The sequence below is a fragment of the Roseobacter sp. genome, assembly GCF_045106495.1.
Lineage (GTDB): Bacteria > Pseudomonadota > Alphaproteobacteria > Rhodobacterales > Rhodobacteraceae > Roseobacter.
Map to the genome: position 1 here is coordinate 299,434 of NZ_JBGCEQ010000011.1, position 19,374 is coordinate 318,807.

Annotated in this window: 20 protein-coding genes; 3 read left to right on the forward strand and 17 right to left on the reverse strand. The window is 55.6% G+C overall.

Annotated elements, in window-relative coordinates; genetic code table 11:
* Nucleotides 1-61 precede the first annotated feature (61 nt).
* The 3 genes from AB8B75_RS09990 to phaR all read left to right on the forward strand — a co-directional run bounded on the left by AB8B75_RS09990 (nucleotide 62) and on the right by phaR (nucleotide 3,148).
* On the forward strand, nucleotides 62-1,867 hold the full coding sequence (locus tag AB8B75_RS09990) for a PHA/PHB synthase family protein (protein ID WP_405361856.1): 1,806 nt from the start codon (nucleotides 62-64) through the stop codon (nucleotides 1,865-1,867).
* A gap of 137 nt (nucleotides 1,868-2,004) precedes the next feature.
* Nucleotides 2,005-2,451, forward strand: a complete 447-nt coding sequence (locus tag AB8B75_RS09995) for a phasin, PhaP (protein ID WP_405361858.1) — start codon at nucleotides 2,005-2,007, stop codon at nucleotides 2,449-2,451.
* A 133-nt stretch (nucleotides 2,452-2,584) separates the two neighbouring features.
* Entirely contained in the window at nucleotides 2,585-3,148 is a 564-nt protein-coding gene (gene phaR / locus AB8B75_RS10000; protein WP_405361860.1) for a polyhydroxyalkanoate synthesis repressor PhaR, read from the forward strand.
* A gap of 4 nt (nucleotides 3,149-3,152) precedes the next feature.
* Here the strand turns inward: phaR and AB8B75_RS10005 are convergent, their stop codons facing one another.
* From AB8B75_RS10005 to AB8B75_RS10085, 17 genes are all read right to left on the reverse strand, one after another.
* On the reverse strand, nucleotides 3,153-4,340 hold the full coding sequence (locus AB8B75_RS10005) for a DegT/DnrJ/EryC1/StrS family aminotransferase (RefSeq protein WP_405361862.1): 1,188 nt from the start codon (nucleotides 4,338-4,340) through the stop codon (nucleotides 3,153-3,155).
* Nucleotides 4,341-4,427: 87 nt separating this feature from the next.
* The gene (locus AB8B75_RS10010) at nucleotides 4,428-5,732 is read right to left on the reverse strand and encodes an NAD(P)/FAD-dependent oxidoreductase (RefSeq protein WP_405361864.1); all 1,305 of its coding nucleotides are present in this window, start codon (nucleotides 5,730-5,732) and stop codon (nucleotides 4,428-4,430) included.
* A gap of 58 nt (nucleotides 5,733-5,790) precedes the next feature.
* A complete protein-coding gene (locus tag AB8B75_RS10015) occupies nucleotides 5,791-7,149 on the reverse strand; it encodes a glutamine synthetase family protein (protein WP_405361866.1) in 1,359 nt (452 codons plus the stop codon).
* The gene (locus tag AB8B75_RS10020) at nucleotides 7,149-7,826 is read right to left on the reverse strand and encodes a type 1 glutamine amidotransferase (protein ID WP_405361868.1); all 678 of its coding nucleotides are present in this window, start codon (nucleotides 7,824-7,826) and stop codon (nucleotides 7,149-7,151) included. Before AB8B75_RS10020 ends, AB8B75_RS10015 begins: the two co-directional genes overlap by 1 nt.
* Nucleotides 7,827-7,833: 7 nt before the next feature.
* A complete protein-coding gene (locus AB8B75_RS10025; protein ID WP_405361870.1) occupies nucleotides 7,834-9,168 on the reverse strand; it encodes a glutamine synthetase family protein in 1,335 nt (444 codons plus the stop codon).
* Between the two features lie 84 nt (nucleotides 9,169-9,252).
* Nucleotides 9,253-10,059 carry an ABC transporter permease gene (locus tag AB8B75_RS10030; protein WP_405361872.1) on the reverse strand — a complete coding sequence of 269 codons (807 nt, stop codon included), beginning with the start codon at nucleotides 10,057-10,059 and terminating at the stop codon, nucleotides 9,253-9,255.
* Nucleotides 10,056-10,940 carry an ABC transporter permease gene (locus AB8B75_RS10035; RefSeq protein ID WP_405361969.1) on the reverse strand — a complete coding sequence of 295 codons (885 nt, stop codon included), beginning with the start codon at nucleotides 10,938-10,940 and terminating at the stop codon, nucleotides 10,056-10,058. Before AB8B75_RS10035 ends, AB8B75_RS10030 begins: the two co-directional genes overlap by 4 nt.
* Before the next feature lie 53 nt (nucleotides 10,941-10,993).
* Nucleotides 10,994-11,728, reverse strand: coding sequence for a transporter substrate-binding domain-containing protein (locus AB8B75_RS10040; RefSeq protein WP_405361874.1), 735 nt, complete (start codon nucleotides 11,726-11,728; stop codon nucleotides 10,994-10,996).
* 25 nt (nucleotides 11,729-11,753) lie between these two features.
* The gene (locus AB8B75_RS10045; RefSeq protein ID WP_405361876.1) at nucleotides 11,754-12,530 is read right to left on the reverse strand and encodes an ABC transporter ATP-binding protein; all 777 of its coding nucleotides are present in this window, start codon (nucleotides 12,528-12,530) and stop codon (nucleotides 11,754-11,756) included.
* Nucleotides 12,531-12,658: 128 nt separating this feature from the next.
* On the reverse strand, nucleotides 12,659-13,399 hold the full coding sequence (locus AB8B75_RS10050; RefSeq protein WP_405361878.1) for a phosphate/phosphite/phosphonate ABC transporter substrate-binding protein: 741 nt from the start codon (nucleotides 13,397-13,399) through the stop codon (nucleotides 12,659-12,661).
* Nucleotides 13,396-13,836, reverse strand: a complete 441-nt coding sequence (locus AB8B75_RS10055; protein ID WP_405361971.1) for a TerB family tellurite resistance protein — start codon at nucleotides 13,834-13,836, stop codon at nucleotides 13,396-13,398. The genes AB8B75_RS10050 and AB8B75_RS10055 overlap by 4 nt, the downstream gene beginning before the upstream one ends.
* Nucleotides 13,837-13,873: 37 nt before the next feature.
* Nucleotides 13,874-14,311: a TerB family tellurite resistance protein gene (locus tag AB8B75_RS10060; RefSeq protein WP_405361880.1), complete on the reverse strand. Its 438-nt coding sequence runs from the start codon at nucleotides 14,309-14,311 to the stop codon at nucleotides 13,874-13,876.
* Nucleotides 14,312-14,412: 101 nt separating this feature from the next.
* On the reverse strand, nucleotides 14,413-15,195 hold the full coding sequence (gene rlmJ, locus AB8B75_RS10065; RefSeq protein ID WP_405361882.1) for a 23S rRNA (adenine(2030)-N(6))-methyltransferase RlmJ: 783 nt from the start codon (nucleotides 15,193-15,195) through the stop codon (nucleotides 14,413-14,415).
* Nucleotides 15,196-15,705: 510 nt separating this feature from the next.
* Nucleotides 15,706-17,094 carry an FGGY-family carbohydrate kinase gene (locus AB8B75_RS10070; protein WP_405361885.1) on the reverse strand — a complete coding sequence of 463 codons (1,389 nt, stop codon included), beginning with the start codon at nucleotides 17,092-17,094 and terminating at the stop codon, nucleotides 15,706-15,708.
* The gene (gene rhaM / locus AB8B75_RS10075; RefSeq protein ID WP_405361973.1) at nucleotides 17,091-17,405 is read right to left on the reverse strand and encodes an L-rhamnose mutarotase; all 315 of its coding nucleotides are present in this window, start codon (nucleotides 17,403-17,405) and stop codon (nucleotides 17,091-17,093) included. The genes AB8B75_RS10070 and rhaM overlap by 4 nt, the downstream gene beginning before the upstream one ends.
* A complete protein-coding gene (locus tag AB8B75_RS10080) occupies nucleotides 17,405-18,391 on the reverse strand; it encodes an ABC transporter permease (RefSeq protein WP_405361887.1) in 987 nt (328 codons plus the stop codon). The genes rhaM and AB8B75_RS10080 overlap by 1 nt, the downstream gene beginning before the upstream one ends.
* On the reverse strand, nucleotides 18,388-19,371 hold the full coding sequence (locus AB8B75_RS10085; protein ID WP_405361889.1) for an ABC transporter permease: 984 nt from the start codon (nucleotides 19,369-19,371) through the stop codon (nucleotides 18,388-18,390). The genes AB8B75_RS10080 and AB8B75_RS10085 overlap by 4 nt, the downstream gene beginning before the upstream one ends.
* Nucleotides 19,372-19,374 lie beyond the last annotated feature (3 nt).

Sequence of the window (19,374 nt, forward strand, 5' to 3'; positions counted from 1 at the left end):
TCGCCCCCTGAAAGCCAACGACATAATGCTGCACCTGCGAACATACGAGGGAAAGATTAATATGACAACAGGAACTGACAACGACATCATCCCCTCCGGTGAAGCCCTTGAAGTAATGACAGAAAATCTAAAAAAAGTTGAAGAACTGTCGGAAAGACTGCAACGCGTCCTAACCAATCGCCAAACGCATAATGCTGCACTGGACGGCCCAGATCAGCAGCTTTTTGGGCGTGCGGCACAGGCCTATGTGACGGAAGCCATTCATAATCCTTCGAAAATTTTTGAACATCAGATGTCTTTCTGGTCGGACACGATGAAGCATTTTATGCAAGCGCAGCAAGAATTGGCAAAAGGCAAGCTTACGGCTCTGGAGGATCCCGGTCCAAAAGACCGACGTTTCTCAAATCCACTCTGGGATCAGCACCCCTATTTCAACTACATAAAAAAACAGTATCTCATTAATGCCGAGGCGCTGAACAATGCCGTGAAGGACGTCGGTGACCTTGATCCGGTCGAGAAAAACAGACTAACCTATTTCGCCAATCAGATTGTCGATATGATGTCGCCCACCAACTTTCTGGCGACCAATCCCGATGCGTTGGAAAAGGCATTGGAAACCGAAGGTCAGAGTCTGGTCCAAGGATTGGAAAACCTGATCCGGGATCTCGAAGCCAACAAAGGTGAACTCGTCGTCAAGCTTGCGGATGAAAACGCTTTTGAACTTGGCCGCAACATCGCGACCTCCCCGGGTAAGGTAGTGTTTCGTAACAAGATGATGGAACTCATCCAATACACACCATCAACGGAGGAAGTTCACAAAACGCCGTTGGTAATTTTCCCGCCCTGGATCAACAAATTCTATATTCTCGATCTTAAGGCGCAGAATTCTCTGGTGAAATGGCTGGTCGATGAAGGGCACACGGTTTTCATGGTATCGTGGGTCAATCCTGACCCGACATATCGCGACATCGGGATGGAAGACTACATCGAAGATGGCTATCTGACGACGATTTCTGAGGTAAAAAAAATCACCAAGGAGAAGCAGGTCAACGCCGTCGGGTATTGCATTGCTGGCACGACGCTGTGTTTGACACTTTCCTTGATGAAACAACTCGGTGACAAATCGGTAAAATCCGCAACGCTCTTTACTGCCTTGACGGATTTTTCGGATCAGGGCGAATTCACACCATTTTTGACGAATGATTTCATCGACGGGATTGAATTGGAAGTTGAAGAAAAAGGCGTTTTGCCCTCGGTGATCATGGCGCGTACCTTCTCATTCTTGCGCTCCAATGACTTGATCTATGGCCCCGCCATCAAAAGTTACATGATGGGGGAGACGCCGCCCGCTTTTGACTTGCTCTATTGGAATGGGGATGGCGCGAACCTGCCTGCAAAAATGGCGATTCAATACCTACGCGGTCTTTGTCAGCGTAACGAACTCGCTCAAGAGGGTTTTGAATTGCTCGGGCACAGGCTCAGTCTTGAGGACGTGGATGTTCCTTTGTGCGCTGTCGCATGCGAAACCGATCATATTGCTGCCTGGAAAGACAGCTACCGGGGTGTCCAAAAAATGGGCGCAAAAAACAAGACATTCATTGTCACTCAATCGGGACACATTGCTGGCATTGTAAACCCACCCACACGCAACAAGTATGGACACTATACCAATAGCGATTTGTCGCTGGAGCATTCAGACTGGTTGGAGCAGGCGGACTTCACTGCAGGATCCTGGTGGCCAAGGTGGGGTGATTGGTTGCAAAAGCGGTCTGGAAAGATGATTCCCGCACGTATTCCGGGAGATTCGAGCAACAAAATTCTTTGTGACGCACCCGGGACATATGTAGAAAAAAAAGCAACCCTTTAAAAAGTATAGACCTTCCGTACGAAAAATAAAATGCTGCGGCGCAGAAAAATTACTTGAAATGCCGCAGTGCAGCATGTATATCCATTCGCAGACGCAGAAACCCGGGATCATCCGGAAGGCGACGAAAGGACTTAGACATGACAAAGACACCCGACATGACCGCTGTATTCAAAGACGTTCTGGGCGCATTCCCAGTTGACACTGCCGCAATGGAAGACGCGTTCAAAACCACTGCTTCGCTGAACGAAAAACTTTCCGGCGTAGCTCTGACAGCTGCCGAAAAATCCACTGAGATTTCCAGCAAATGGACACAAGACACACTGACCAAATTGGCAGATATGTCAAAAGCCAAAGCCGAACCCGTTGATTACGCTAAAGCAATGACAGATTTCGCTTCTGCGTATTCTGAGACAGCTGCCGAGCATATGGCCGCTTTCGCGGAAGTAGCGAAAAAAGCGCAAATGGAAACAGTCGAATTGATGATGGCTGCAGGCAAGGACATGGGCGAAGACGCAACCGCCGTTGTTAAAAAAGCGACAAAAGAAGCGACAGCAGCCGTGAAAAAAGCCGCAGCCGCTAAGTAATCGAACTCCCAGTTGGCGTCTACTTCCTCCCTGAAAGACGCAAACTAGTAGGGCGGGCTGGTCAAGCCCGCTCTTTCTTTTTATGAATCTGTGTCTTAAGCTGCAGTGCAGCGTTGGACCAGGGAGAAATCGCGTGGCGGAAAAAGACAAACCATTGCTTATCAAGCGATACGCAAGCCGACGTCTCTACAATACTGAAACGAGCGATTACGTCACACTCGACGATATCGCGAGTTTGATCCGGGAAGGCCGCGAAGTTCAAATCGTCGACCTGAAATCCGGTGACGATCTGACGCGCCAATATCTATTGCAAATCATTGCCGAACACGAAAGCCGAGGCGAAAGCGTTTTGCCGGTGGACGTGCTTAATGATCTGGTACGCAGTTACATGACCCCCGGGGCTAGCGTGGTCCCACAGTTCCTGCAGGCGTCGTTTGAAATGTTGCGGGACGGTCAGTCGCAAATGATGGACAAAATGACGAGCATCAATCCGATGGCGAAAATGCCTGGGTTCGAATTGATGCAAGCTCAGCAACAAGCTTTCATGAAGGCCATGACAGGTGGTCTTGGTGCGCCCAGTGGATGGAGCGCGCCTGAAGCGGAAAAGACGGCAGACGAAAGTGAGGGCGGCGAGGATCTCGACGCGATCAAAAAACAACTTGCCGAACTACAGGCTAAGCTTTCCAAGATGAAGTAGCCTTTTAGGCGACGGCGGATCTGTTCGGCGCGGCGACGTCGACAGCTGTGAGCAGCACATTGGCGATCGCATCCAATTCAGCCTGAGTAAGCCGAACCGGCAACCTCACGTCGCACGCCCGGACCAGCATGGCACGCGTCGTGGGTAATTCCGGCAAATCTTTGATGAATTGCCAGTTCCAGAAAGCGCGGGCATTGTCTGCGCTGTGACCAAAAACCTGTACTTTAACACCGGCTGTTTCCGCCGCTTTCGCGAATTTGCTCACTTCTGCATCATTTAGTCCGATCAGGTTGAACTGGATGCTATCGGGTGCACGCTCTTCGCCTTGCAGTGGCGGTGGCACGTCAAAGTAGCTGGATATGTTGAGCCGCGCGGCGACGTAGTCGTGATTGCGACGCCCGTTTTTGACCCGCTGCGGCAGAAGATTCAGCTGTGGACGAATGAGGGCTGCTGACATGTTGTTGAGGCGCAGATTATACAAAGGGAATTGGTTTTGATGGCGTGCAAAAGCTTCCAACAGGACAGGGTGTTTTTGCCAATTGTGTTCATAGGCGCCAGACATTAGGATCGCGCGCGCCACCAAATCGGCGTCTTCGGTGATGAGAATGCCGCCTTCACCTGCGTTGATCATCTTGTAGGATTGGAAGGAGAAACAGCCAATCTTGCCTATGGTTCCGATCTTACGGCCGCGCCAAAGCGTGCCGAGCGAATGTGCGGCGTCTTCGATCACGGGTATGGCTTGGGCATCGCACATTGCCATGATTGCATCCATGTCGGAGGTGTGTCCGCGCATATGGCTGATGATCACGGCGCTGATGTTGTCTGCTAACTTTGCCTCAAAATCAGTCAAGTCGATGCGATAGTTTTGGCCGACTTCGCACAAGACCGGGGTGCAATCTGCGTGGATGACCGCAGAGGGAACGGCGGCAAAAGTAAAGCCGGGGACCAAGACGCGCGAATCGCGGGGGAGGTCCAGAGCTTTGAGAGATAGAAAAAGCGCTGCTGAACAAGATGAGAGGGCAAGTGCGTATTTGCTGCCCATCATTTGTGCAAACTCAGCCTCCAACAGAGCAACCGGCGCATCTTTTGCAGCTGTGTACCGGAAGAGATCACCCGTTTGTAATAGGCGCTCGATCTCAGAACGTGCTGCGTCAGGAATAGGGTCAGCCGTGTGCATATCTGGCAGTGTCATATTTGATTTTCCCAAATCTTACATTTGGATTTAATAAAACAATTGTGCGCCACTTCCAAGTGACACATTTGCGACAGTTTCGAGGTGCTAAATCCCCAGGCGGTCGCGCAAGGCGTACCAAGTCATGGCAAGGACCAACAACGGGCTGCGTAAAGCACCGCCGCCGGGAAAGGCCGGTGTCGGAATGCTACCCATTGTATCGAATCCGTCGCTCTGTCCCTCGATGGCGAGTGCCATCAATTTTCCTGCATGTGTGGCTGTGCCTACTCCATGGCCGGAGTAACCGGAGGCAGACAGGATGTTCGGTGCAACGCGTGCGAGGTAAGGAAAACGCTTCATTGTGATACCTAGTGTCCCGCCCCAGGCATAGTCGACTTTAACGTCCCTGAGATGTGGAAAGACGATCTCCATGGGTTTGCGGACTGTCTTGGCGATGTCCTTGGGGAAGCGGTACCCGTAGCTTTCACCGCCGCCAAACAGCAATCGACCGTCATGGCTGAGGCGGAAATAGTTGACCACAAACCGGCTATCGGCAACGGCAACGTCTTGTGTGAGCACTTGCTTGGTGCGCTCCCCCAGAGGTTCGGTGGCAATGATGAAATTGTTGATGGGCATGACGCGAGCAGATACCGAGGGTGCCAAAGACGATAAGTAACCGTTGCACGCCAGCACAACATGATCGGCCACAACCCGACCGGCATCCGTGCGGATTGTCGCAGGTGTGCCGTGTTCCAGACTATGCACATAAGACCGCTCGTATATCTCTACGCTCGCATCTGCGGCGGCCCGCGCCAAACCCAGCGCAAAGGCTAGGGGATGCAAATGAGCGGCACCTGAATCCAGCACGCCACCCTTGTAGTCCGGCGAAGGGCATACCTCGTAACACTCTGAAGCACTCAGCGAACGAATGTCATCATAGTCATATGTGGTGCGCAGTAGGTCCGCATAGTCATGCAAATGGCGCACATCAGAGGGCGAAGATCCGGCCCAGACAATGCCCGGTTTCAGGTGGCAATCAATTTTATGCTCTTGGATCAGGGATTTGACCAGTGCTTTTGCGTCTTGGCCCAAATCCCAGAGCGCCATTGCCTGGCTGTCTCCGACCATCCGTTGCAAGCTGTCTTGCTCCACGCGTTGACCGCTGCCCAGCTGCCCCCCATTGCGCCCGGAGGCGCCGAACCCCACACGCTGGGCGTCCAAAACCACCACGCGTCGTCCTGCCTGAGCGAGATGTAGTGCCGCAGACAATCCGGTATAACCAGCGCCAATCACACAGACGTCTGTTTTGACCTCGCCCCTCAGGCAATCAAAAGGTGTTAACTCCGGTGTACTGGCTGCATACCAACTCGGCGGATACTGCCCCAACGTGTCATTCGCAAAGAGCAAGTTCATGGTCTTACCTTTCGAATCCTTTCGTGGTGAAAACGCCGCCCGTATGGCACCATTTTGATCAGACGTTCAACAGCAGGTGTTCGCGTTCCCAGGGGGAGATGACCTGCAGGAACTCATCATATTCGGCGCGCTTTATGATGGAATACACGCGGGCAAAATCCGGACCCAAGACTGCGTGAAGATCCGGCGCTTCTTCGAACAGATCCAATGCGGATCCAAGCACGCGGGGAATATCACCTTCACCGTCGTATGCGTCTCCTTTGAATTCATCGCGCGGATTTTGTTTTTGCGTCAGTCCGAGATACCCGCATGCCAAACTGACCGCGATGCCCAGATATGGATTGCAATCCATCCCTGCGAGGCGATTTTCCACACGCCGTGCCCCAGGTCCGGAAAGTGGCACACGAATGCCCGTCGTTCTGTTGTCCCGACCCCAATGCAAATTAATCGGTGCAGCCTGATCTTTGACGTAGCGGCGATAGCTGTTCACATAGGGCGCAAGGACCGCAAGCGCCGAGGGCATGTGGTTTTGCATTCCCGCGATGAAATGGAAAAACGCTTCTGTTTCTCCACCTTGGGTATCGGAGAATAGATTTGTCCCACTTTTCGAATGCAAAACAGAGTGATGGATATGCATGGCGCTGCCTGGTTCGTCCGCAATGGGTTTGGCCATGAAAGTCGCAAAGCAATCGTGGCGCAATGCGGCCTCTCTGATGAGGCGCTTGAAGTAAAACACTTCATCCGCAAGTTTTACGGGGTCACCATGAAGAAGATTGATTTCCAATTGGCCTGCACCGCCCTCTTGAGTGATGCCATCGATCTCAAAGCCCTGCGCTTCTGCAAAGTCATATATGTCGTCTATGACGGGTCCAAATTCATCAACAGCGGTCATGGAGTAGGCTTGGCGCGCGGCGGCTGGCCTTCCAGAGCGGCCCATCATTGGTTTGATGTCATGTGCCGGATCAATGTTACGTGCGACTAGAAAGAATTCCATCTCCGGCGCTACAACCGGTTCCCAACCCTTGTCGCGGTAAAGTTGACACACACGCTTCAATACGTTGCGTGGACTGAAGGGCACAGCTTCGCCCGCTCGATCGTATGCGTCGTGGATCACCTGAAGGGTCCAATCGCCGGTCCAGGGGGCTGCCGTTGCCGTGGTCATATCGGGCTTCAGGATCATGTCTTTTTCGATGAATCCATCGTCGCCTGCGGCTTCGCCCCAGTCGCCTGTGATTGTCTGGTAAAAGATACTGTCGGGCAGGTGAAAGTACTCCTGCCGCGCGAATTTCGAGGCCGGAACAGCCTTTCCGCGCGCGATACCGGGCAAATCAGATATGATGCATTCGACCTCATCTAACCGGCGCCCTTCGAGATAGGTGCGTGCGGCTTCTGGGAGCCTGTTTGTCCAATCGGCCATCAGGCCCTCTCTTTCTTGAAGAACTCTGCCATTTCTCTGGCCACAGGGTCCCGATCCACTGGTCGTTTCAAATCCGCGCGGGCCTTTTGCAATAACGCGTCCGGAACGATGCCCTTTCCGCGGTGTTTGATCAGCCCTTCGATGAAGTCCGCTCCATATTCAGGGTGCGGTTGTATCGTCCATATTCGGTCGCCATAGAGCAAGGCTGCGTATTGGCAAAAATCGCTGCTGCCCATGACAACCGCTGCAGCGGGTTTTACAACCACCTGATCCTGATGCCAGGCATTTATGACGGTCAGCTCGCCACCCATCTGATAGTCTGTCGCGCCGATGGACCATCCGCCCTTGAACTTTTCAACGCGCCCGCCCATGGCCTGAGCAATGATCTGGTGGCCAAAGCATACGCCGATTATCGGTCGTTTTGCTGCATAGGCTGCACGGATGAAATTCTCGAGCGGTGGAATCCAAACATGGTCTTCGTAGGCGCCGTGTTTCGACCCTGTGATCAGCCATCCGTCTGCATCCTCCACTCCGTTTGGAAATACGCCATCCACAACAGACCAGGCTTCAAATGAAAACCCGTGCCCATCCAAAAGACGAGCAAAATATTGATCATAAGAGCCACCTGCCATCATCTCTTCAGGTGGGTGACCAGTTATGAGAATTCCGATCTTCATGGTCGCTTCACACTGTATCGAGATAGATGTTGACCTGTTCGGCCGGTGTCAATTCTTTCATGCAGCGCAGCTCTTGTCGCTTGGTTAGCACGAGGTTTTGTATCAGTTCGGGTGCGAAAATGCGTGCGACTTCTGGGTCCTTTTCAAAGGTGTCAATGGCCAGTTTCCAATCGCTGGGGATTTGGGGGAGATCAGCGGCGTAAGCGTTGCCGGAAATGGGGTCAGGCGGGGCTTTTGCGTCTTCGATCCCATTGATGGCTGCGCCCAAAACTGCAGCCAGCATCAAGTAGGGATTTACATCTCCTCCTGCCACCCGGTGTTCGATACGGCGCGCAGCGGGGCTGCCAGAGGGAATTCGGATGGCCGAAGTCCGGTTTTCATAGGCCCAACTGACCCCTGTCGGAGCATGTGAACCAGGCACCATACGGTCAAAACTATTGGCGTGGGGCGCAAAGATGAGTGCCGAGCCCGGCATCGCATTCAGGCATCCGGCCACAGCATGGCGTAGCCTATCCGTGCCATCCGGACCGTCGTCGTCAAAAACATTGTTGCCATTCTGATCCAACACGGAGAAATGCACATGCAATCCGGAGCCGGAATAGTCTTCATATGGTTTCGCCATGAAGCTTGCAGCAAACCCGTGTCGACGCGCCAGCCCTTTGACCAACATCTTGAAAAGCCAGGCGTCGTCGGCGGCGCGCAATGCGTCATCGCAGTGCATCAGATTGATTTCAAACTGACCTAAACCGGCTTCGGAGATCGCAGTATCTGCAGGAATATCCATCTCTTCGCAGGCGTCATAGAGATCGGTAAAAAACGTATCGAACTGATCCAGAGCCCGGAGAGAGAGTATCTCACCCGCCATGCGCCTTTTGCCTGATCGTGGCGAGGGTGGTACTTGGAGGTCGCGACTGGAATCGTCGATTAGAAAGAACTCGAGTTCCATTGCACACACGGGCGTCAGGCCCAGTGCTTTGTATCTGTCCAACACGGCCCGAAGCGCATGGCGCGGGTTTCCGGCATATGGTCGGCCATCTTCATGGAACATCCAGATTGGCAATAGGGCGGTCGGCGCGTCCAGCCACGGCATGGGCATGAAGCCTCGCTCGGTTGGCTTAAGCACACCATCCCGGTCGCCGGTTTCAAAGACCAAGGGGCTGTTTTCGATGTCTTCGCCCCAAATGTCCAGATTGAGCACTGACATCGGGAACCGCGTGCCGCCTTCTACGGCCTTGTCAGCAAATCGTGACGGAATGCGCTTGCCGCGGGCCTGACCATTCAAATCCGATGCGGCAACACGAATTGTGCGGACCTGAGGGTTCTTACGGAGCCAGTTTTTCATCAATCACCAGAGGTTGCGCTGGTATGGGGCGCGTGTGCCTGTGCCATGATCGGCGCCGTTAATAATTTGATCAAATTATGGATACTACCGGATGAGGTTCGGGCGCAACCTCAATTTACGGCGCATGTTTTGCGGCAAGTGTCTGTTAAGGCGAGTGTTCACCAATCCGAATGTTCCAACCACGGCAAGTGTCAGCAAGATGAAATAGAATGCCAGTATCGGATAGGGCACGAAGGGGTTGAATGTCTTGTCCGCGAAGTAATTCGCATAGTACAAGGCATCACCGCGTTGCTGCCATGCCGGAAATCCGGAAAAGAAAACCAGCGCTGTGGCATGGAACAAAAAGATCGCTTCGTTTGTGTAGGCGGGCCAGGCCAGGCGCAACATGGTGGGCCAGATCACCCGTCTGAAACGGGGCCATCCCGACATACCGTATGCATCCGCAGCTTCGGTATCGCCCTTTGGGATCGACAGCAGTGCGCCGTAGAATATCTCGCCGGAATAGGCGGCAGTGTTACAGAACAGCACAATCAGTGCCCCAAGCCAGGCGGCAGTAAATGGATCGAAAAACGGGGAGACCGATTTCAGGTTGAGAAAGAGAAAATAACCGAAAAAGAACTGTATAAACAATGGCGAGCCGCGAAAAATGAAAATGAACCATTCAGCTGGTTTGCGAAAGAGCGCACGCGGCGAAGCCTTGCCCACGGCCAGTGCTGTGGCCAGGAAAAAACCCATGCTTAGCGCGAACAAACCAAAATAGATGTTCCAGATCATGCCCGAACCGATGAGGGTAAACTGTTGGCAAAGGGTGAAGTCCTCTCGTGGCAAGAGCCTTTCGCCAATGCCGACGGCCCGCAAACCATAGTCCTGTATCGTTTGCCAGCAACTCATGCGGGGGCCTTCCTTTGCGCTTCACCACCGGCGGTAGCTTGGCCGCGGGTCAGGCGTCTCATGACCCGTTCCAGCACAATCTCGGAGACCCTTGTAAAGGCCAGGTAGAAAACCAGCAAAGCCAGGAAGTACCACATGCGCCAATCTCCATGGGGGTAATCCGTGAAACGTGGTGTCTTTGTGCCGCCCAGTTCGCGCGCCCAATAGACAATATCTTCGACGCCCAGCAGGAACAGGAGCGGTGTTGATTTTATCAAAACCATCCAAAGGTTGCTCAGGCCGGGCAGAGCATATACCCACATTTGAGGCACCAAAATCCGCCAGAAGGTTTGCCGCTCTGTCATCCCGTAGGCTTCTGCGGTTTCGAGTTGCGCGCGGGGGACGGCGCGCATCGCGCCAAACAGAACGTTGGCCGCAAAGGCGCCAAAGACGATGGCAAATGTCAAAACGGCGAGCGAAAACCCATAGGTTTCGTGAACCCACTGCGGCGAGTTACCCAAGGGCATCTTAGCGGCCTGGCAAACGACAAAATCATTGCCTTGCCAGATGGGTTCGGACCATTCTGGGCACATGGCCTTGTGCCGCAGGTATTCGATGCCCTGATCGAGCGCGATTACAAAAAACAAAAAGAATGCGATGTCAGGCACGCCGCGCACGATGGCGATGTAAGATTTTCCAAACCACCGGAGCGGGGCGAGATTCGAGCGTGCAGCGGATGCCCCGCCAAAGCCAAAGGCCAAGGCCACTGGGGCTGTGATCGCCAAAAGCAAAAGAACCGTAAAGACAGATATGTAGATGGACATGTGCTTGCCTGTGGTCAGGTAACACGACATCCATTGCCATCCGGTCAAAATACTTGGGTCAGTGCAGAAACTAAAAATGGGGACCTCAGATAGTAAAAGGCCGGGTGCTGTATGCGCCCGGCCTGCAAGGATCAGAAGGTGAGTGTGCCTTCGCCAAACCATCTAATGATCATTTCGTTCAGCGTTCCATCTTCCTTCATCGACGAGATGGCGGCGTCGAATTTGTCTTTCAGCTCGGTATCACTTTCGCGCAGGCCCAGACCGATGCCGCCACCCAGTGGCACGTCATCGCCCGTGAACATCAGTGTGTCCGAAGATGCCTCAACGATCGGCACCAAGAAGTCCTTGTCTGCAAAAACTGCATCCGCTTCACCATTGCGCACAGCGGCAATTGTCTCTTCTGGCGTTGCAAATTCCACTAAGGTCGCGCCGCTGTCAGCGACATGAGCGGCCTGGATGGTTGCGGTTTGCGCCGCGATCACACCGCCGACCAGATCCACGCCTTCGCTGGCGGCAACATAGGCCGATGCAGCCGGCGGAGTATAGTTTTGCGTGAAGTCAATAACCTGGTCGCGTTCATCGGTGATGCTCATGCCGGCCATAATGGTGTCGTAGTTGCCGGATACCAGATTTGGAATGATGCTGTCCCATTCGTTTTTGACCCATTCGCAGGTCAGCTCTGCACGCAGGCAAAGTTCATCGCCCAATTCGCGCTCAAAGCCGTCGACCTCGCCAGCATCGTTGATGAAGTTATAGGGCGGATAAGCGCCTTCGGTGCCCATACGCACTGTTTTCTCATGGCCATCAGCCAGCGCCAGTCCCGTTGCCATCGCAAGAGCTGCGGATGCAAGGATAAGTGATTTCATTGTGTTACTCCCTGTCTTTTTTAGGTTACGCCGCGTGTGTTGACGAAAGGAACCCACGCAATCGTTCGGATTTGGTCGCGCCAAAGAGCGTCTCTGGCGGCCCTTGTTCTTCAATTAGACCATGATGCAGAAAAACCACGTGATCAGAGACGTCAGCGGCCAGTTTCATGTCGTGTGTCACGATCAACATCGTGCGCCCTTCGGCCGCGAGGTCCTTGATGACCTTGATAACTTCCTGTTCCAGTTCCGGGTCCAGGGCGGATGTCGGTTCGTCAAAGAGCAAGGCCTCGGGTTCCATGCAAAGACCGCGCGCGATAGCGGCACGTTGTTGCTGGCCACCCGAAAGTTGCGCCGGATAGGCATCGCATTTGTCGCCAATGCCCACCTTATCAAGATAACCGCGCGCCGCTTTTTCAACCTCATCCCTGTCGCGTTTCAGTACCGTCAGCGGGGCTTCCATAACGTTTTGAAGAATGGACATATGCGCCCAGAGATTGAACTGCTGAAACACCATCGATAGATTTGTGCGGATACGCAGAACTTGACCGGCTTCGGCGGGGTGGCGGTTGTGACCTTCGCCCCTCCATGACACTGGCTCGCCTTTGAAGACGATCTCGCCTTGTTGGCTATCTTCAAGCAGATTGCAGCACCGCAGCAAGGTCGATTTGCCTGATCCTGAAGAACCTATCAACGAGATCACATGGCCCTTTGGCGCGGTAATGCTCACGCCCTTGAGAACCTCAAGCGATCCGTAGGCCTTGTGCAGGTTTTTGATCTCAATAACCGGAGGTTGAGTGTTCAAGGTGGGTCGTCTCTTCTCTACTTCGATGAGATATAAGGGGTGAAAAAAGTGGCATTTGCAACGCTGAATGCGTCGTGATTGTCTTTAAGCGGGGCGAGGTGGCTAATTTTTGGCCCTTCGCAGGTGTTTTACATCGGCGGCAGCGGTTCGGCCAGGTAAGTGTCCGCCGGTATGGCAATGAGGTCTTTCACGAGCAAGCGGGCCTTGTCGCGGCGGGTCAGTGTGTTGATCGCGCATGTGACGGCGCGAAACAGGTTATCCGTGTTGTTGCCAAGTTTTGATATCAGCGGTAGTCCGGGCGTGGGTCTGGTCGACAGGAGTACGCGCAAGTGCCCGCTGATGGACGTCTCGCGTTTTAGCAGGGTCCATGTAACCGCATCGATCGATGCGATGTCGGCGCCGCCAGAGATAACAGCAAGCGATGACGTTGCATGGCTGCCTGTGTCCAACACATTGTTGCGAAAACTGAAACCCATGTCGTGGTCCTTCAAATGCCCCTCAACGGCCGCCCAGCCAGATTGTGAACCGATATCGTTGCGCGCAAGCCTCGCGCCCTTGAACGCTTCCAGATGGCGGCGTGGGTCGCTTTTGCGCACAACGATGTAGGATTTGTAGTATCCCGGGGGGCATCCTCTGACGCCGTAGTCAGGTGTGCCAACAAGCGCGACGCGTCCGTGCAATCGGCTCCGGTAAGGCAAGCCGCAGGTCTGCGAGAGCAGGAGTTTTGGGTCCGTCCAGGTGCTTTGTAGATCCGATGTGCGGTCCAGTTCCTGAGGTCCATAGCCCAGTTGGTTCCTGATGAGTGTCCAAAACCTGTCGTTCGCGCCCTGAGTGGTCGCGGTGTCATACATCGGCAGACTGGCGATCATGTGCCGGTGTCTACGGCCTGACGGGCAAGGGCGGAATCACGATCACTGACGCCGAGAAAATTGGTGACCATTCGAACCAGAGCATCCTCTTCCTTGGCGCGTTCTCCATCAGCCAGAACAACTTGCCACAGAGCCTGGACAACCGCGCGGCGCTCTTCGTAGGGGACCGCATCCTTGATCGCGCGGGTAAAACGCACGGTATCGGGGGCTTCTGCCTCCAGGGCTTCTGCCTCAGATCGCAATGCGGTTGTGGCGCCGGGTCCAAGGCCGTAGCGACGCGCCGTAATCTGGTCAATCCGCTCCTTTTCCCGATCACTGTAGTCATTGTCAGAGCGCGCGATCCGCACCAAGAGAGCTGTGAGCGCCAGACGTGCGTCCTCATCGGGAAGCGCTTCGGGGTCGGGTTGTGTCAACCGCTTTAAAAAATCTGCAAACATAGGCGCGATATAATCCGGAATGGCGCGGCTGCCAATATCATTTGGCGTCGAGCGCATTTTGCCGCGCCGCCGCAATATCCGCGTCGCTTAATCCAAGCGCCGTTTCGATCTCCAGCAATTGAGCCTCCTCGTCGCCATCCCGTTCGCCATCCGCCAGAGCGACCGACCACATCGCATCGGCCAGAGCCTTGCGGTCCTCATAGGACACTTCATCGCGCAGGATTTGAGCAAACTCCGGCGTTCCGGGCGCATGCCGTTCCAGCGCTTCGCAATTTGCCCGCAACTTGGCCGCGTCCAGTGGTTTGAGATCAAAGGTTGTCGCGAGAATGCGGTCAATCTGACCCACTTCGGACGCTTGGTAATTGCGATCTGCCAGAGCCACCCGGACCAGCAAGGCACCGAGCGCCAGTTGCGCATTGGGTTGTGGTAAGGCTTGTGGATCGCGTGACTTGCGGGGAAAAAGCTTTTCAAACATAGCGTGTTAGCCAAAATATCTGTGATCGGATGCCGGTGGTTGACCCATCTTGCCATGCATTTCCGGCGCTGCCCAGTCAGGAAAGCTTGCGCGCGGTTTTTCTAGGCTTTCAGCGTCTTGAAACAATCGGACAGCCTTTGGGTCTCCGCATCAAGGCCAAAGGGCGCATTGATCACAAAAATACCAGATCCGACCATGCCATGCCCCGGACGCGCGGGCGGAAACCTGACTTCGTGGCTAAGGCCATCCGGGTTCTGCTGGTGCAGGACCTGTACCATCGGCAAGTGGCTTTGGGACGTCAGGATCGGATACCACAAGCAGATTACACCAACATTCCACGCGCGCGAAACGCGGGAAATATGTCGGGGTATATCGTTGTAATCGCTCTTTATTTCATAACTGGGGTCGATCAACAGCACACCGCGTCGCGGGGTGGGCGGGCAGAGCGAATGGGTCAGTTCGAACCCGTCGCGCTGGTGGCATTTGGCGCCATAGGGCGACATGGCAAAGCTGAGGGCTGCGTGCTCTTGCGGGTGCAATTCGGCCAGATGCATGGTGTCGCCGGGCCGGAGCAATTGGGCCGCAATCAAAGGTGATCCGGGATAGCTTTGGACGCCATGCGCGGCACGGGTGCGGGTGAGCACGCGGGTAAAAGGATGGTCCGCCCCGAACCAGGCGGCGGCCTTATTGATGCCTTGTGCGGCCTCGCCGGTTTTCAAGGCGGAAGGATCACTCAGATCGTAAAGGGCGCGCCCGGCGTGGGTCTCGATATAGCTCAGCGGCTTGTCCTTGCGGGTCAGATAGGCCAGCATCCAGGACAGCAGCCCGTGCTTGTGCACATCCGCGAGATTGCCGGCGTGGTAGATATGTTGGTAGCTGAGCATTCGCTTGTCTAACGGTGAACGCAGCGGACGCGCAACGGGAAAGAGCGCGGCGGGTGAAGATGGCCCATCGGCCTGGGTTAACGCCTGTGTTTCATGGCAAAACCCTGCCGCACAACCCGTATACACTCTGTGCACAACCTGTGCACCAACTATACGCCAAGTTGACGCCTTACATTACGTTCGGCCGGGTTCGTTGAGTCAGTGTTAACAGGGGTGGTGCCGCTTTTGGCCAACCTGCCGTCTCTCTTCTGGCCAGACACCGGGATGCGCAGAAAGCCGGTTTTTCAATATGTTTGGGCCTGTTTGCTGCGAGACGCTTTCTGCCAGTTCCGCGCACAGATGGTTGGCCGTGAAGTACACCACGGCGACGCCTGCACCGGTACTCCCCGTCAATAACCGTTGTTGAGCGGCGGTGGTGCCAGATGGGTGGGCGAAACGGCTTGGCCAGCCTGGGTGTCGGGCGGGCTGGGGCCTCATGCGCCATGGCGCATTCTGCCGGGGTTTAGCGGGTTACAGCTGCCGGGCTCGATCCTGCACCGTCTGGCGCCACAGAGAGGCGTAGGCCTTTAGGGATGCGCTGTTTTCCGGGTGGATCGATAGGGGCGCTTCTTGAATGGGCAGGGCCGTCGGGCCGGGTATGAGCATGGCGGCGCCCGCACTTGTCCCTGTGGTGCCCGCCGCCCCATGGACATCGGAGCCCGTCGCAACAGCCAGCATTTCAAGATAAAGCCGATTGGCCGCAAAGGGACCTTCGACAATGATCTTTCCTTTGTGCCCGATGTTGGACAGACATTCGGCGGTGACCAGCGCCAGGTAGAGCGCGACCGCTGCCCCCCTTGCGCCTGTTCCGACCTTTGGCTCGGGCCCTATCCAGCCCGACGGATGCCCCTTGAAAGGCCCGGTCTCAGCGGCGACGGCGGGCACCAGCATGATCCGGTTGGCGTGAACGTGGTGCAGATCCTCTGCCGTGGGGTCCGGGTAGGCATCTCCGGTGGCCAGGTCATGTTCGCGGCCACCCATGAAACGCGCCGAAGGTGCGGGGTGACCCAGGGCGGTGACATTGATCAAGGTGTCGAGATCGGGGTCGAGCGGCACGGATGCTCCGCCGATGGACATGGCAATGACCCAGGTGCCTGTCGAAATAACGCTGAAGGGGGGCGTTTCCGACAGAACATAGGGCAGAAGCGAGGCATTGGAATCGTGAATGCCGCAATAGACGGGGGTGTCGGGCGGCAAGCCGATCTGCTCTGCGACCACCGGCAACAGGGTCCCCAGAACGTCCGAGGGTTTGCGAACGGGGGCCAGTTTGTCCGCAATGCCGAGCCTGTCCACCAGTGAAGAAAAGCCGCCCCTCTGCGGGGACCAAAGATCCGTATGGCATCCAAGCGACGTGACATCGGTGGCGGTGATGCCGGTGAGTTTTGCTCCCCAGAATTGCGGATATGTGACGATCTGATGCGTCCTGTCCTTGATTTCCGGATTGGTTTGGAACTGCCAGAACAACTGTGCGCCGATGTTCAACCCGCCTGCGAGGCGCGGTGCGCCGGTTTCGGCAAAAGGCGGGCGGATCGCGTCATAGGCCGCCGCCACCGTGTCCGGGCCGTTGAATTCATAATCGAGAATAGGGGCTGCAAGATGCCCGGTTTTGTTGAGTAGGGCGGCACAGGCGCCGTGGGTGGTGATTGATATGGCGTCAATGCCATGTGCGGCGTGAAAATCGTGCAACCCGGCCAGAAGAAATTCCCAATGCCCTGCGACGTCAAAATGCGGCCAGGGCGGGCCGGGCAAAACTGTATTTGGCCGCGTGATGACCGCGATCTCGGTCAGGCTTGCGCGGTCCATCAGAACCAGTTTTGCATTGGTTTTCCCGATGTCTATGACGGCGACATGCTGCGTCATGGCATGTGAAAGACTGTTTCAAGCGGGATGGCCACGGGTTCATTGTCGGGATGCGCCTGCATGATATCGGCCATGTGCGCCCACCATTTCTGCATCACCGGGTGCTTGGGCAGATCATCCATCCCGTGCCCGTCTTCACGCCACAGAACACCGAAGAGAATATGGGTGTCGGCATCCAGATGGATCGAGTAATCCTTTATGCCTGCCTCTTTGAGCAGGGTGACCAGCTCCGGCCAGATCGCGTCATGGCGTTTTATGTATGCTTCGCGACAGCCGGGTGTAAGATGCATCTTGAAGGCAAACTTCTCCATCACCTTGCCCGCCACATGGACCACAGGCGCGGTATCGCGATGACACCGATCAGAAGGGCGCCGATAACGATCGACATGACGATGCCGGGCACGTTCAACAGGCCCAGCCCAAAAGTCACCAGCCCCATGACAAAAGCGGCAATGACAACCCCAACAATGGTGCCCGAACCGCCCAGAATACTGACGCCACCGAGCACGACCATGGTGACGATCTCAAGCTCCCAGCCGGTTGCAATGGACGGGCGGGTTGAGCCAAGGCGAGCGGTCAGGCAGATCGCGGCAACCCCAGACATCAGGCCCGTCAGCAGGAACAGAATGAATTTGACCCGCTGCACGCGGATGCCGGAGAACAGGGCACCGGTTGCGTTGTTGCCGATGGCATAGACCGCGCGGCCGAAGTTGGTCTTGTGCAAAAGCACTGCGTAGATGAGCGCGATGATTGCGAAGAGGACAAATTCGAAGGAGATCACCCACCAGACATAGCCCTGTCCGAACCACGAAAAGCTGTCTGGATAGCCGCGGAACGCCTGATCTCCCAAAACGATGTAGCTGATGCCGCGAAACAGGCTCATGGTGCCTATGGTCACCACGATCGAGGGCAGCCCCATGCGGGTCACAAGCACGCCGTTGAACGCGCCGCAGAGCAGTCCGACACCGAGACCGACCAGCACCAGACCGGCTGTGCCGACACCCATCTGAACGGCCGCACCCATCGCGGTTGAGGCAAGTGCGATGATGGAGGCCACGGAAAGATCGATCTCACCAGAGATGATGAGCAGCGCCATGGCAAAGGCGATCATCGCTTTTTCGGTGAAGTTGAAAGTCGCGTCGCTGAGGTTCCAGGCATTCAGGAAATAGGGCGACGCAAAGCTGTTGGCGATGAATATGCCGATGGCGACCAGCAAAAGTAGCGTTTCCCAGCTTTTCAGCCGTTGTTCCAGCGGTGATCGCAGGCGATCGGGAAGGATACGGTCGGTGGGGCTCATGCCGCCTGCTCCGCGCGTTTGAGGATAATGCGGCCCTTTTTGCGGGTTGCCTGCGCGTTCAGCGCAACCGCCACGATGATCGCGCCGCCGGATATGGCCAGCTGCCAGAAGGGCGAGATGTCGACGACCGGCAGCGCGTTCTTGATGATGCCAAGGAACAGCGCGCCCAGCAGCGCCCCTGCCACCGTGCCGATGCCGCCCATGATCGACACGCCGCCGATCACGCAAGCCGCAACCACGTCGAGCTCAAAGCCGCCAGCGATGTCAACGAAAGAGACCGCAAATCGCGACACCCAGAGATACCCCGTCAATCCCGCCAGAGCGCCGGAGATCGTAAAGGCCCAGAATTGCGTTTTGCCCACATTGATGCCCGCGTAGGTCGCGGCATGCGGGTTGCCACCTGCGGCATAGAATGCCCGGCCCAGCGTCGTGCGGGTCATCACAATCGTGAAGAGTATCACGGCCAGGATTGCGATCCACCCCAGGATCGGCAGCCCGAGTATTTCGCTGCGCGGGAACGCCTTGAACGCCGGGCTCATCTCGTGGCTGTTGACCCATTTCCCATCTGAAATGACAAAGATGATGCCCCGAAAAATGGTCATGGTGCCCAGGGTGACCACGATGGGCGGGATGGCCAGTTTCCACACCAGAATGCCGTTGATCATGCCCAGCACCGTGCCAAGTCCCATGGCGAGGGCGAGAATGACCACAATCGGCAGACCGGGTGCTGCCACATTGACCATCGACACGACCATGCCCGTAAGTGCCAGATTGGCGGCCACGCTGAGGTCGATGCATTTGGTCAGGATGACGATCATCTGACCGATGGCCAACAGGATCAGAGGCGAAGTGTCGTTGAACACATTGGCTAGGTTGGCCGGGCCGACAAAACCCGGAAAGCGTGCGGATATGATCGCCAGCAGCAGGACAATGGCCCCGACCAGAAGGGCCTCGCGCGATGTGATCAGTCGTTTCAGCATGCG